The sequence below is a fragment of the Flavobacterium sp. genome, assembly GCF_031422135.1.
Taxonomy (GTDB): domain Bacteria; phylum Bacteroidota; class Bacteroidia; order Flavobacteriales; family Flavobacteriaceae; genus Flavobacterium.
In genome coordinates, this window is the sequence record NZ_JANOQD010000055.1 from 1 (window position 1) to 13,763 (window position 13,763).

At 32.2% G+C, this 13,763-nt stretch carries 14 protein-coding genes and 1 riboswitch; of the genes, 8 read left to right on the forward strand and 6 right to left on the reverse strand.

The genetic code is table 11. The features are described from left to right. The first annotated feature begins 2 nt into the window (after positions 1–2). Positions 3–107 carry an IS3 family transposase gene (locus tag RMO70_RS16915; protein ID WP_409025064.1) on the forward strand — a complete coding sequence of 35 codons (105 nt, stop codon included), beginning with the start codon at positions 3–5 and terminating at the stop codon, positions 105–107. A 71-nt stretch (positions 108–178) separates the two neighbouring features. On the opposite strand, the gene RMO70_RS07590 is transcribed toward RMO70_RS16915, so the two are convergent. Genes RMO70_RS07590 through RMO70_RS07605 form a run of 4 tightly spaced genes read right to left on the reverse strand, consistent with a single transcriptional unit; the run spans position 179 to position 2,208 of the window. Beyond that, positions 179–715 (reverse strand): DUF4252 domain-containing protein, encoded by a 537-nt coding sequence (locus tag RMO70_RS07590; RefSeq protein ID WP_310555826.1) that lies wholly within the window; start codon positions 713–715, stop codon positions 179–181. Positions 716–719: 4 nt separating this feature from the next. Continuing rightward, entirely contained in the window at positions 720–1,247 is a 528-nt protein-coding gene (locus RMO70_RS07595; protein WP_310555827.1) for a DUF4252 domain-containing protein, read from the reverse strand. 15 nt (positions 1,248–1,262) lie between these two features. Continuing rightward, complete coding sequence (locus tag RMO70_RS07600; protein WP_310555828.1) at positions 1,263–1,712, reverse strand: hypothetical protein; 450 nt, start codon at positions 1,710–1,712, stop codon at positions 1,263–1,265. Further along, positions 1,699–2,208, reverse strand: a complete 510-nt coding sequence (locus RMO70_RS07605; RefSeq protein WP_310555829.1) for an RNA polymerase sigma factor — start codon at positions 2,206–2,208, stop codon at positions 1,699–1,701. Before RMO70_RS07605 ends, RMO70_RS07600 begins: the two co-directional genes overlap by 14 nt. A gap of 105 nt (positions 2,209–2,313) precedes the next feature. On the opposite strand from RMO70_RS07605, the gene RMO70_RS07610 reads away from it, so the two are divergent. Next, positions 2,314–3,738 carry a S41 family peptidase gene (locus RMO70_RS07610; RefSeq protein WP_310555830.1) on the forward strand — a complete coding sequence of 475 codons (1,425 nt, stop codon included), beginning with the start codon at positions 2,314–2,316 and terminating at the stop codon, positions 3,736–3,738. A 72-nt stretch (positions 3,739–3,810) separates the two neighbouring features. Here the strand turns inward: RMO70_RS07610 and RMO70_RS07615 are convergent, their stop codons facing one another. Both RMO70_RS07615 and RMO70_RS07620 read right to left on the reverse strand, forming a co-directional pair. Continuing rightward, positions 3,811–4,890, reverse strand: coding sequence for a DUF5074 domain-containing protein (locus tag RMO70_RS07615; protein WP_310555831.1), 1,080 nt, complete (start codon positions 4,888–4,890; stop codon positions 3,811–3,813). Between the two features lie 3 nt (positions 4,891–4,893). After that, positions 4,894–6,723 carry a TonB-dependent receptor domain-containing protein gene (locus RMO70_RS07620; RefSeq protein WP_310555832.1) on the reverse strand — a complete coding sequence of 610 codons (1,830 nt, stop codon included), beginning with the start codon at positions 6,721–6,723 and terminating at the stop codon, positions 4,894–4,896. A gap of 30 nt (positions 6,724–6,753) precedes the next feature. Beyond that, positions 6,754–7,096, reverse strand: a riboswitch (cobalamin riboswitch). Positions 7,097–7,178: 82 nt separating this feature from the next. On the opposite strand from RMO70_RS07620, the gene RMO70_RS07625 reads away from it, so the two are divergent. The 6 genes from RMO70_RS07625 (at position 7,179) to RMO70_RS07650 (ending at position 13,718) form a co-directional block, all read left to right on the forward strand. After that, positions 7,179–8,318, forward strand: a complete 1,140-nt coding sequence (locus RMO70_RS07625) for an ABC transporter substrate-binding protein (RefSeq protein WP_310555833.1) — start codon at positions 7,179–7,181, stop codon at positions 8,316–8,318. Then, positions 8,319–9,338, forward strand: coding sequence for an iron ABC transporter permease (locus RMO70_RS07630; protein WP_310555834.1), 1,020 nt, complete (start codon positions 8,319–8,321; stop codon positions 9,336–9,338). It begins immediately after the preceding gene. 35 nt (positions 9,339–9,373) lie between these two features. Then, positions 9,374–10,159 carry an ABC transporter ATP-binding protein gene (locus RMO70_RS07635; RefSeq protein ID WP_310555835.1) on the forward strand — a complete coding sequence of 262 codons (786 nt, stop codon included), beginning with the start codon at positions 9,374–9,376 and terminating at the stop codon, positions 10,157–10,159. A 61-nt stretch (positions 10,160–10,220) separates the two neighbouring features. Next, positions 10,221–10,982, forward strand: coding sequence for a dienelactone hydrolase family protein (locus RMO70_RS07640; RefSeq protein ID WP_310555836.1), 762 nt, complete (start codon positions 10,221–10,223; stop codon positions 10,980–10,982). Positions 10,983–11,239: 257 nt separating this feature from the next. Continuing rightward, complete coding sequence (locus RMO70_RS07645; RefSeq protein ID WP_310555837.1) at positions 11,240–13,165, forward strand: hypothetical protein; 1,926 nt, start codon at positions 11,240–11,242, stop codon at positions 13,163–13,165. Then, positions 13,155–13,718: a hypothetical protein gene (locus RMO70_RS07650; protein WP_310555838.1), complete on the forward strand. Its 564-nt coding sequence runs from the start codon at positions 13,155–13,157 to the stop codon at positions 13,716–13,718. Before RMO70_RS07645 ends, RMO70_RS07650 begins: the two co-directional genes overlap by 11 nt. The last annotated feature ends 45 nt before the right edge of the window (positions 13,719–13,763 follow it).

Genomic DNA, 13,763 nt, shown 5'->3' on the forward strand with positions numbered 1-13,763 from the left:
AAATGGAAATCAAAGAATATATAAACTATTATAATAACGACAGAAGTAAGTCTAATTTAAACAAAATGAGCCCAATAAAATATCGAGCTCATTATTATCAAAATTAATTATAAATTTGTCCAAACTTTTGGGTTCAGTCTAAAAAGGGTCGTTTCTCAATTATAACTAACTTGAAGTTCTATTTTATTAAATCTTGAATCATTTTCAATTGATCGGAATTGATATTTGAATTTTTAAGCACACTCATCATTTCAAGAATATTGGTAGGATTCATATCTTTTCCTAAAATTCGAGCCACCACAAATCCATTTTCTGACTTGTTACCATAGATAACAAATTCCTCAATATGATCGTCAGAACCTACATAACTAATTTGAGCACCTTCTTTACCAGAACCAAATTTCATCAATTGTTGGTATTTCGCATCTTTCAAAATGGCAGTTACTTTCTCTCTTTCTGAAGCAAATTGGGCTTTGTTTTGATCGTTGATTTTGAAAGCCAATACATTTATTTTCTCAAACGACTGCATCGCTTCTTTTTGAGATATGCTTAATTTAGCCTCATCAATATTTAACATTTTGGGAGTCAAATCAATGGACGCAAAATTTTTATTCTCTGTGTTTTCTACAAAATATTTCTGCAAACTTGGTTCTCCTTTGCATCCAAACAATAGCATAAGTGCTGATGCAATTAAAATTTTAATTAGTGTTGTCATACTATTATTTTTTACCAGCTTTTTTTAATACATCGCCACCCGGAATATTCATCTTATTGGTCAAAGTAGAAATTTCGTTGATATCAAAATCGCCTGTTAACGACATTAATACGGTTTCGTTTCCTTTGACATTTACACCTTCAATAAACATTAAGAGTTCTTTCACTTGACTGTCTGAAGTACCTGATTTTACATAAATTTTCACGTTTTTTCCACCATCGTTTACGCGCATCAACTCGTCAAGATTGCTCGTTTTTTGGTATTTTTCAACGTTTGCTCGCATATCGGCAGAAGTCTTCACGCTAGAAGTCATAAACACTTTAAGATTGTCTAATTTCTTAATTAACGAAAGGTATTTTTGCGCTTCTTTATCGGATGCTTCCATCTTTACTTTACTCATCAAATCGAACATTTTTTTGTTTACAATTATCGAGGTTACATTGTCTTGTCCGTCATATTTATCGAACAAGGATTGTGCTTGACTTAAAACTGGTGTCAAAGCTATTGCTATTATAAGGATTAACTTTTTCATAAGGATTGATTTATTTTATTTTTTAAAAACTCTATTTTTTGTGATTTCGTATTCTTGAACATACATTACACTTTCTATGCCAACATTTACATTCGATGATAATAAGGCTAATGCTTTTTGAGTTTCTTTAAACGCTTCTTCAGGATTGTCATAAGATCCTAATTCGTTTTTAGTTTCTAAAGTAGTGTCGTTTATTAAAAAAAATGTACCCATTCCTAACAAAATCACAATCGATGCAGCAACAGTCAACCACCTAACATTTCGTTTTTTAGTTTTTAGTGGTATTTCTTGAGTGAATTCTTGTTTTTTTGTTTCGGTAAAAAAACCAAACATTGCTTTGTATTGTTCTAAATGTGGCGCCACATTTGGAGTTGAAAAGTAGCTGCGCAACTCCTTTTCTTCGGCAATCGAGGTTTCGGCTTGAAAGTATTTTTCGATTAGTATTTCTATATTATTGGATTCCATAATTATGCGTATTTGTCAATTTTTCTCGTATCGTTTTTCTGGCTCTAGATAAAGCTACTCGTATTGTTGCTTCGCTCATTTCCATTATTTTGGCTATTTCTTCAAACTCATATTGTTCTATATCTCGCATTTGAAGAATTAGTTTTTGTTGTTCTGGCAAATCGTTTATCATTTTTTCTGCCCATTGCCAAGAATCTTTATCTTCCATTTGATGTTGCAGGCTGGCTCCGTTTTCTATAAAATTATTGTGCACAATTTTAAGATTTGAAGCTCGTTTGGATTTTAAAACATCCAAACAATAATTTTTTGTGATGGTCATTGCGTAGGCTTCTACATTTCCATATTTTTTTAAATCGTCATTTTTATTCCATAATTTGATTAAAACATCTTGCGTGGCATCTTCGGCTTCTTCAGTACTTACTAACAATCGCTTAGCCAACCTAAACAATTTGTCTTTAAATGGTTTAATACTATTTATAAATTCAATTTGGTTCATTATACTTGGTTGGTTATATAGTCAAGACGATTAACATAATTTTTTGTTACAAATGATGTAAAATATTTTTTAACTCCCTAAATTTACATTTTAAATCCAAATCAAATGAAAAAAACGGTTAAACTATTTTTCCTATTCCTTATTTCTGCGTCTGGCCTACTAAGTTGTACAGATAATGATGATGTTACTCAATATTCTACATATCAAATTCAAAATTTTATATGGAAAGGACTCAATGCTTACTACTTATACCAGCCACAAATTACTGATTTAAGTGATGCTAGATTTTCAAACCAACAACAATTAGATGGTTATTTAGCTAATTTTTCTGACCCTAATGATTTATTTGAAAATTTAATCCTTGACAGAGAAAATACAGACAAATACAGCGTTCTTTTTTCTAATTACATAGCACTAGAGCAAATACTATCTGGAACTACAAAAAATAATGGTGTTGAATATGGTTTGACCTACAAATCTGGAAGTACCACAGATATTTTTGGATATGTAAAATATATTTTACCAAACTCTGATGCTTCGACTAAAGCCATTCAACGGGGAACTATCTTTTATGCTGTTAATGGCACTCCACTAACCATAAGCAATTACAGAAGTTTATTAGGCAGTGACAGCTATACTTTAAATTTTGCCGATTACGATTCTGGAAACATTACACCAAACGGACAGTCAGTAGCATTAACAAAAACAGCCTTTTCAGAAAATCCTGTATTGATTAAAAAAGTAATTCCTGTTGGTGCAAAAAAAGTGGGATATCTTGTTTACAATGGCTTTTATGGGGAATATGAAACCGAATTAAATGCTGCTTTCGCCTACTTTAAATCAGAAAATGTGACTGACTTAGTGCTAGATTTGCGCTATAATGGTGGTGGCTCTATTGACACAGCAAACCGATTAGGAACTATGATTACGGGACAATTTAGTGGTCAAATATATGCTCAACAACAATGGAATCCTAAAATTCAACCGAGACTAAACCCTAATGAATCAATAAATATATTTGAAACCACAACTCGAAACGGGGCTGCAATTAACAGTCTTAATTTGAGTAAAGTTTATATTTTAACAACTCGAAATACAGCTTCAGCAAGTGAATTAGTAATTAATTGTTTAGATCCTTATATTAATGTAGTGCAAATTGGGACAACAACAACTGGTAAAAATGTAGGTTCAATCACAATGTATGACTCACCCACTTTTAGAAAAGAAAATGTAAACCCAAATCACACCTATGCTATGCAACCTATTGTTTTGAAAATTGTAAACAAAAATGGTTTTGGCGATTATACGCAAGGAATCTCTCCAGATGCTTCAAATGTATTGGCTGAGAATCTTTCAAATCTAGGCGAATTAGGAAACCCAACTGAACCATTACTTTCAAAAGCATTAGGACTTGCAGGATTAAGAATAAGCTCCCAAAATAATGTTTTTAAAATACATAATGAAATTATTGATACTTCAGTAAGAGACTTAACTTCTGAAATGTATCTTGAAAATACACTCAAGAAATAGTATAAAAAAGTAAAGGCTTTCAAAATTTGAAAGCCTTTACTTTTTTATACTAAAATTACCTGTTGGGTAAAATTACAAATTAAAATAAAATCCAGCTGGAGATACTCCTACTGTATATTCCTTTTCTAATGCTCCTAAAAGCGAATATATGTATACTTTCCCATTTGCACTATAATCTAAAGCATCTCCAACATACACTTTATTATTTTCCACTTCAAACGAATAAACACCATAAACTCCTTGTGCTGTTGTAGAAAATATGGGAGTATTTGGCAAAGTAGTAGCTACTAGTGACGTTGCATATATATTTGAACCTTCTGTATAATACAAAATCGAAGAATCAATAATTAAATTTTGTGGATGCACAGTAGCTCCAAAATTGATGGTACTAGATACTGTATTAGTTGCTAGATTAATTTTAACCAACTTCCCTCCTGTTTCCGCTGGAGTCACTGGCCAAGATGGAATTCCCTCGCACAGTACATACAACACTCCATTACTTTCTGCCATAGTATTAGGAACATCTCCAACAGGAATAGATTTTGATACCGTGTTTGTAGCAGGATTAATTACCGAAATCGAATTTCCAAATCCATAACCACCTTTGTGTGCCACATACAAACTATTGTTCTCCGCCACAATACGCTCTGGGCCTTCCACAACTGAAATTGAACTTGAAACTGTATTCGTTGCTAAATTGATTACAGCCACAAAATCATCTGAAGTGCTACCAGTATCTCCCCAATTTGTAACAAATCCTTTCCCATTAAAAAAGGCAATATACCTTGGATTGCTCAAACCAGTTTCAATAGAGGTAACGTGCTTCATTGAATAACGATTCACCACTTCAATTTTGTTAGAAACATTCATAACAATATAAGCTAAATCACCATAAAAACCAATATCTTGGCCTGTATCACCCAAAACTTCGGATGGATTAACCAATTGAAAAATATTGTTTTGAAAAGTTGTTAAATCTCTTGATAAATAGGAAACAGAACTGTTTGGTGTTTGAAAATTTCCTTGATTCAAAATTAGAACGCCATTGTCGTAAGCACCTAATGGGATATCTTGTGGTTTATCTTCTTTGGCACAAGAAGCCAAAAATAGTGATGTTAATACAGTAATTACTGCAATTTTAGTGATTTTCATTTGTTAAAAATTTAGATTTATATTTAATGTATAATTGCGTCCTGGCAAAGGTCTGCCTAGAACATTCTGGTATTTTTCGTTAAAAACATTGGCTGCTTGTATGCCTAATTTTAAGTTTTGACTTTTTCCAAAACCATATTGCAATCCTGCGTTGTACACCAAATAATCCGTTAAGGAATTTTGATTGTCACTCGATGTGAAAACCGTTCCGTTGTACAATACTTGATGGTTTATAGAAACTCTTTTATAATAATATTGAAAACTTGTAACCCATTTGTGGTTGGGAACATATATTAATTCTTTCTCAGTTTTTTGATTAATGGACTTTGTGTACCCATAAGTTGTTGTAAAATCGAATAAATGACGATTGATTTTTTTATTGATTTTCAAAACTACCTCAGTACCATAAGTCAAAACATTCTCTACATTTTCTGGAGACCAAACACCAGATTCGTTTGGTTTCCATCGTAACAAATCATTAATTTTTATTCCAAAGCCAGTAACTTGAAATGATATATTTTTATTTGAAATTTCTTGAGTAATCTCACCTTGAAATGAATTTTCAGGTTTTAAATTCGGGTTTCCACTTCCCTTCCAATACAAATCATTGAAGCTTGGGATTCTAAAATTACGAGAGCCATTTATTTTGATCTTATAAAATTGAAAGGGTTGAAAAACGGTTCCAATTGAGAACAAAAAGGGACTTTGGTATTGGTTTGTTACTTCTTTTCGAGCAGTGACTTCGAATAAAAACCAGTTCGTAACATTGTGCTTTAATAAAACAGAAGTCGAACCAATCTTTCTTACATTTTCAGTTAAATCTGAGCCAATTCCTTTGGTTTGGGAATAGTCTACAATGGTATTGATTTGAATTTCATCGCCCAATTTAAAAGAAGCATCATACTTCAGAATCGAAGTTTCCGCTTTTCCAAAACTGTAATTAGAATTTGATTTGTTTTCAAAATAGTTGTATTGTTCTTGCAAATGTGCCAATCGTAAAGTAGAAGTGAATTTTTGGAAGAAAGCTTTCCATTCCAATACATTTCGAGTGTCTAAATTTTGATATTTACTTTTGGAAACCGAACCGTAAGCTGCTGAAAAATGCCGTTCGCCATCAAACAATTGACTGTATAACTTTAAATACTGTTTTGAATTGAATTGATAGCCAAAATTCAAATTGAAACTTTGGTTGTAAAACTGTCCGTTTTCATTTTTTTTATTAGTTTCTGGAAAATCATAATCATTGTCTGAACTGTTTCGAGAAAACCCTATTTGTGTTGCTATTTTTTCGGAACTAATTTTTGAATTGAAATTAATTCCCACCGTATTGAAACTTCCATAATCCAACTGAATTTCATTTGAAATATCGTTATCAAAAACCAAATCTGTATTCAAATGAATACTTCCACCTATTGCGCTACTTCCATAAATGGAACTTCCACCACCAGAACGAACGGATATAGAACTGAAATTTCTTGTCGAAATGGTATTAAAATCGGTTTGACCGTTGAGTTGTGAATTGATATTGATTCCATTCCAAATCACTGCGGTTTGTTGTGCAGTTGTACCCCGAAACGATGGAGAAGAAACCATTCCTAGTCCATTTTCTTTGAAATAAATCAATGAATTATAATTCAATAAAGAAGTTAATGAGGGTTTGTTAATCTTAATTATGGAATCAGATAATTTTTGAATATTTTGTGATGTGGAAAATTTTTTAAGATAAACATCAGAAATAACAACTTCTTGTAAGGCATTTACAATAGAATCTTGTGCCAAAACAAATTGACAGCAAACAAGACCAAACAACAAAACCAGATTTCTTAAAGTCATAATTTCTGAATTCTATCTCCCGAGAATTCGATATTAGTTAAGAATTTAGGCAGGTCTCCTGGCTTGCGTCTTGTTGTTTACCTTCCCATTTCTTTTTTGATTATGGATTTAGGATTTTCGATTTAGGATTTAAAAAAATCTGAAATCTGAATTCTAAAATCTAACCATTTGAAACAGTGGTTTTGTAGATAACAACAAGCCTTGTAGCTTACAGTTGCGGGAACAGCTCAGGATTTTAATTTTGGATTTACGAATTTCGATTTTGGATTTTTAAAAAATCTGAAATCTACTATGTTAAATCTGAAATCTTCACCTGATTCCCTTTTAATGCTGTTTTGTAAAACTCACAGCAACCTCAATTCTGATGCAAATGTAGTGTAACTTTTGGAATAAAAAATAAATTTGATTTTTAAAACCTAATAAATATACCTTTGTAACTATTTTTAAATAAAACTATGAAATCCAATATTCTAAAAATTACGCTTTTTTTATTTTTCGCTTGTATTATAAGTTGCAAAAAAAACGATGCAGTTTCGACACATTCAAAATCAAAAATCGAAAACACAATTCAGTATGCAAAAGGTTTAGAAATATACAAATATGATGGTTTTTCAGTAGTGAAAGTTAAAAATCCTTGGCCAAAATCGACTAAAAACTACACTTATATTTTACAAGAAAAAAATGGAATTATTCCCGATAGTTTGAAACAAAACCCAATTATTCCAATTCCTGTAAAAACAATTATAGCAACATCAACAACACATATTCCTTCACTGGAAATGCTAAAAGTGGAAAACACATTGGTCGGTTTTCCAAATCTAAATTACATTTCATCCGAAAAAGTGAGAAAACAAATTGATGCTGGAAAAGTTAAAGAATTAGGTTCCAACCAAACTTTAAACATAGAAGTTGCTATTGATTTAGCACCATCAATAATTGTAGGTTATGGAATAGACAATAATAATCCAGCATTAGATAATTTGCAAAAAAGTGGCTTAAAAGTAATTTTAAATGGCGATTGGAACGAACAAAGTCCACTTGGAAAAGCAGAATGGATCAAGTTTTTTGGTGCATTATACGGAAAAGAAAAACAAGCAGAAGATTTGTTTTTAACTATTGAAAAAGAATACCAAAACACATTGGCTTTAGCCAAAAAAGCAACATCAAGACCAACCGTTTTGGCTGGTGCTATGTTTGAAGATGTTTGGTATTTGCCACAAGGAAAAAGTTGGGGTTCATTATTTTTAAATGATGCTCAAGCGGATTATTTATGGAAAAATACCGAAGGAACTGGTAGTTTGTCACTTCCATTTGAAACGGTTTTCGAGAAAGGTCAAAATGCAGATTTCTGGATTCAAGGACAATTTTCTTCGATGAAAGAAATTGCTTCTACAAACAACCATTACACCCAATTGAAAGCATTTAAAACAAAAAACGTATATTCGTTTGGCTCTAAAAAAGGAAAAACAGGTGGTGTTTTGTATTATGAATTGGCTCCAAACCGACCAGATATAGTATTGAAAGACATTTTGAAGATTGTGCATCCAGAATTAGTACCAAATTACGAACTGTTTTTCTTTGAAAAATTAAACTAATTGAACTTAAATAAAAAACATAAAATCCTTTTTATTGTATTGACTTTGTCGTTGGTATTCTTGTTGGTATTGAACATCTGTTTAGGACAAATTTCCATTCCAATTAAGGAAGTTTTAAAAAGTTTGAAAGGTTCTCAGGCAAGCAAAACAACTTGGGAATATATTATTTTTAATTACCGTTTACCTAAAGCGATTACAGCCATTTTGGTTGGGATGGGATTGTCGATTTCAGGTTTGTTAATGCAAACATTGTTTCGGAATCCGCTGGCTGGTCCTTATGTTTTAGGTCTTACTTCTGGTTCCAGTTTGGGTGTTGCTTTTGTGATTTTAGGTGCTGGATATTTGCCTGTTTTTATTGCAGAATATTTTTTATCGTCCTATGGTATAATGATTGCTTCCTGTTTGGGAAGTTTGTTGGTTTTGCTATTGGTTTTGATGGTTTCCAACAGATTGCGAGACACAATGGCAATCCTTATCGTTGGGCTAATGTTTAGCAGCTTCACGGGAGCTATAGTTAATGTGTTAACCTATTTTAGTACAGCAGCAGAATTGCAAAAATTCACTTTCTGGTCTATGGGAAGTTTGGGTAACTTGTCTTGGAATCAAATTGTGTTGCTTTTTGCTTCTGTAACTATAGGTTTGTTTTTGAGTTTGTTTCAAATCAAATCACTTGATGCTTTGCTTTTAGGAGAAAATTATGCAAAAAGTATGGGAATCCATTTCCAAAAATCAAAATTCATAATTATTATTGCTACAAGTATTTTGGCAGGAAGTATTACGGCTTTTGCTGGACCAATTGCTTTTGTAGGACTCGCCGTTCCGCATATTGCCAAAATGATTTTTCAAACTAGTAATCATTGGATTTTGTTTTGGAGTACGCTTCTTTTTGGGGCTATTATTATGCTTTTCTGCGATATTGTTTCGCAACTTTATGTTTCTTTACCAATCAATGCGATCACTTCTATTATTGGTGCTCCAGTTGTCATTTGGTTGTTGGTTAAAAAACGGAATTTTTCTTGAAATCAAAACAGAATCTATGTGTTTAAAAAAATAAAATGTTGATAAAAAATAACATCCTCACTACTTCAAATTTAACCATTGGATACCAAACCAAAAGGCAAAGTATTACTATTGCCGAAAATTTGAATATCAACTTGAGTCAAGGCAAACTAATTACTTTAATTGGTGCCAATGGTATTGGAAAATCGACCTTGTTACGAACATTAACTGGAATTCAAAAACCTCTTTCTGGTGAAGTTTTATTAAACAAAAAAAACATTGCGACTTATTCCGCTTTAGATTTAGCACAAAATTTAAGTGTTGTTTTGACTGAGAAATTGCCTCCAAGTAATTTAACCGTATATGAACTCATTGCTTTAGGAAGACAACCCTACACAAACTGGATTGGTAAACTTTCTGATACGGATATTGAAAAAATAAATCAAGCTGTTCAACTTACGGGAATTCAAAAATTTATTACTAAAAAACATTACGAAATTAGTGACGGACAACTTCAAAAAGTATTAGTTGCAAGAGCATTGGCACAAGATACTCCACTAATAATTTTAGATGAACCAACCACACATTTGGACATATTGCATAAAGTTTCCCTCTTTAAATTATTACAAAAACTTGCTACAGAAACTGGAAAATGCATTCTTTTTTCTACACACGATATTGATTTAGCGATTCAATTGAGCGACGAAATGATCGTGATGACTGACAATAATGTGATTCAAAATCAACCTTGCAACTTGATTGAAAATGGTACATTTAACTCATTATTCAAAGATGACAGCCTCTTTTTTGATACTGAAAAAGGGAAGTTTGTTTTTAAATAAGTGTATTTAAAAAATAAAAAAAAGAATCTTTTCATTAACTTTATAAACAAATTTTATAACAATGAAAAATATACTTACACTACTGATTATAATGACTGCAACAATAACACAAGCACAACTTACTCCTGTCCCTTACACTGATGCCTCTCAAAAACTAGAAGGGTTTTTGGCAACACCAAAGAAAGTAAACACTCAAAAAGCGGGCGTTTTATTGCTTCCTGCTTGGATGGGAATTGACAATAATGCCAAAGAAAATGCTACTGAACTCGCAAAACTAGGTTACATTACCTTTGTTGCTGACATCTATGGTATTGATAAAAGACCTACTAACCCCAAAGAAGCTGGTCAAATAGCCAGTTATTTCAAAACCAACTATTCTGAGTATCAAAAACGCATTCAGTTAGCACTGGAACAATTAGTAAAAGGAGGAGCAAATCCAGATAAAATTGTGGTAATAGGATATTGTTTTGGAGGGACTGGTGCTATTGAAGCGGCTAGAGCAAACTTTAAAGTACAAGGAATAGTCTCCTTTCACGGAGGTTTAGGCAGAGATGCATCAAGAATAATTGAATCTATTAATCCAAAGGTTCTAGTATTGCATGGAGCCGATGATTTTTTTATTCCTGAAGCCGAGATTAAAGCTTTTCAAGATGAAATGAAAACTGCAAAAGCGGATTGGCAAATGGTTTATTATTCAAATGCAGTTCACGCATTTACACACAAAGACGCTGGGAATGACAATAGCAAAGGAACAGCATACAACGAAAAAGCTGCCAAAAGAGCATGGCTTTTAATGTTAGCCTTTTTTAAAGAAATTTTATAAATTAGTTTTATATCAAAAAATTACAATAAATATATGAACCCCGTCATAATTCGATTGGCTTTACAAAATATTTAAATATGCCGAAAAATTAAATAACTATTAACAAAACAATATTTACAAAAATTAACGTTATACTTACAAATTTGATAGTTAAATATTGTATTTTTGATAAATAAACTTTTTTCTTTATGACACAGCAGCACAAGAACACAAAAACATATCGAATTAAACAACTTAGTTTTTTAATTTTACTTACTATGGGACTTTTTTTAAACTCTTGTGAAAAAGAATTTGAAGAAACCAGAATCCCAGAGGATAAAAAACAAACCAACAATAAAACAGCTTCTATCAACGCTAGAACAGCTGGAGTTGCAAAAGGGGAAGAAATTATATTAGGCAAAAAATTACTCAATGCCTATTCTGTGGAAACAATGCAGAGTGCATTTGATTTTTATAACAATATGTTTCCAGAAGATTCACAATTTCTTGGAATAGTGGTTCAAGCAACACACCAATACATCAAAATTACTCCTTCAACTGAGCAAGACCTTATTGCTTTGGAGGAAATAGCAAATAACAACGAAGAGATAGTTTTGCACAAGCATCCTTTAGATTATCAAATAATCCAACAGGGGAGCGATTACAATGATCCAAACTATGCAGGAGAAGCAGAATATAAGCCGTTATACACCTCAATACCTGCTGGTTATGATTTAAACTTACCGTACGAGGTTTTAGACAATTTATACAAACCAACTGATAATGAAAACGATATAGAAACAATTGCAATGGTCTTGTCGGATTGGCAAGATGAATTGCAAGCTGATTTTGGCAAACCCGTTTCAATAAATGATATCAGAGATGTTTTAGCTGGCCCAAATCCTTCCCAAAGACTTATAGCAAGAAAATTTTTACCTATTGGAGCGGTGCAAATGCACTTAACGGACACCAATGGTTTAGAAGGACTTAAATCCGCAAAATTAAACATTGGTCGTTATTTTTGGTGGTCACATACCTATACTAATGAAGTTGGTTTTTATGTAGGTCAGGAATATTACAGAGGAAATGTAAACATACGTTCAGTTTGGCGAAATTATACCGCAACTCTCCGTATGAGTGGAAACGAAATGTTAGGAATTGATGTTTCAGACCACATAATGACTATGAATGCAGGAAATGTATATACCAATTATTTAATTTTTAATCAACATTCAGACCAACGATTGTGGTATAAAGGAGCAGTTCATAATGGTTTGCATAAGTATTTACAATATACAGTTGCAAATGGTGTATTACCTGTTGCAGGTGCCAACATATGGGTTTGGAAAACAGGGAATGGAGCTGCAAGTACGCCTATGTTTCATAAAATGAATACCATACCATTACTATCACAGTTTTCAGGAATGTCACCCAATGGTTTTTTTAACACATTTTATCATAATGTAATTAGAGGGCCTTTACTAGGTAGTGTTGCACTACTTTTACCTCATTTAATGCCTGACCAAATTTACACCTCGTTAGACACTAAAAGCACCATAACAACACCCCAAAGTAATCGTGTAATTGAGCAATTGGTTTTTCACGAAAGCAGTCATTTCTCGCACGCTTTAAAATGTGGTGCTATTAACTATTCCAAAATTGTATCTGCAGAAATGATAAATACTATTGATTATCAAGACCCGTATTATAATGGCGTTTCACCAACGGTAGCCGCAGGACAACAAATAGCATTAGCAGAGGGTTGGGCTACTTACCTTGAAAACAGGTGTATGCAGCATTATTACAATTATAGTTTTGAACGCAACTCTAATAATCCAATTAGCCCAAATGTGTCTGAAATTAAAGCTTTACCAAGTTATATGGAGACTTTTACAATGTTTCAAACACCTTTTACCTTATTTAGTCAAAGAAGGGACAACAAAAATTTCTTTTTAAGCGGTTTACTATGGGATTTAACGGATACTAGTTCCAACGAGACGGATTCATATTTATTTTCGGGCAGTGGGAATCAACAGTTATCTCAAATTATAGATAATGTTTCTGTGCCAAGCACCCCATTAAGTATCTATTATTTATTAGGAAGTGATATTTATACTGCATCAGATTTAAAAACTAGGCTTTTACTAACTTATCCAGCACAATCAACAAATATTAAAACCATATTCAGAAGTTATGGATTATAAAAATAAAATAAAATCGTATTCTCTCTTTATATTATTTATCCTGATTAGTTCGTGCGGTAAAAACGATGATACTAGAAATACTGACTGTGACCCTATAGCAGAAGGCAATAAAAAAGATTTAATTATAATTTCGCCTCTTCAAACCATTTATAACCAAGGCGATGTAATCAATGTAAAAGTAACTATACCTGTACAAAATGACTATTTTGGTACTACACCTATAAATATTTATACTTTATCTGGTGCTTCTTTTGGAAGTTTAATAATTACTATGTATCCAACAAATGATATTTTTTTAGGCAATACAGTTACTCTGATTAGCGGGACATTAACTGATGTTCAAGGTAAATTTAATTTTCCGTTAAATTTAAACACAGGTAATTACGAATTTGAAGCAAATATAAAGCTTAATAGATTAGGAAATTATAAATTCCCGAGTAACGGTCCAGATTTTATTGCATTTGTAGGTAACAATTTTTGTAAAAGGCTTGTTTTAGATACTTCTAAAGCTGGTGGGAATGTTGATGGGAATATTGAGTTTGTAGTGCAGTAAAGCTTAATGTAAATAAAATCAACAAATATTAAAACCCTATTCAGA

Coding starts and splice junctions, on each gene's coding strand:
- RMO70_RS16915 (WP_409025064.1), top strand. CDS start 3: ATGGAAATCAAAGAATATATAAACTATTATAATAACGACAGAAGTAAG.
- RMO70_RS07590 (WP_310555826.1), bottom strand. CDS start 715: ATGACAACACTAATTAAAATTTTAATTGCATCAGCACTTATGCTATTG.
- RMO70_RS07595 (WP_310555827.1), bottom strand. CDS start 1,247: ATGAAAAAGTTAATCCTTATAATAGCAATAGCTTTGACACCAGTTTTA.
- RMO70_RS07600 (WP_310555828.1), bottom strand. CDS start 1,712: ATGGAATCCAATAATATAGAAATACTAATCGAAAAATACTTTCAAGCC.
- RMO70_RS07605 (WP_310555829.1), bottom strand. CDS start 2,208: ATGAACCAAATTGAATTTATAAATAGTATTAAACCATTTAAAGACAAA.
- RMO70_RS07610 (WP_310555830.1), top strand. CDS start 2,314: ATGAAAAAAACGGTTAAACTATTTTTCCTATTCCTTATTTCTGCGTCT.
- RMO70_RS07615 (WP_310555831.1), bottom strand. CDS start 4,890: ATGAAAATCACTAAAATTGCAGTAATTACTGTATTAACATCACTATTT.
- RMO70_RS07620 (WP_310555832.1), bottom strand. CDS start 6,723: ATGACTTTAAGAAATCTGGTTTTGTTGTTTGGTCTTGTTTGCTGTCAA.
- RMO70_RS07625 (WP_310555833.1), top strand. CDS start 7,179: ATGAAATCCAATATTCTAAAAATTACGCTTTTTTTATTTTTCGCTTGT.
- RMO70_RS07635 (WP_310555835.1), top strand. CDS start 9,374: ATGTTGATAAAAAATAACATCCTCACTACTTCAAATTTAACCATTGGA.
- RMO70_RS07640 (WP_310555836.1), top strand. CDS start 10,221: ATGAAAAATATACTTACACTACTGATTATAATGACTGCAACAATAACA.
- RMO70_RS07645 (WP_310555837.1), top strand. CDS start 11,240: ATGGGACTTTTTTTAAACTCTTGTGAAAAAGAATTTGAAGAAACCAGA.
- RMO70_RS07650 (WP_310555838.1), top strand. CDS start 13,155: ATGGATTATAAAAATAAAATAAAATCGTATTCTCTCTTTATATTATTT.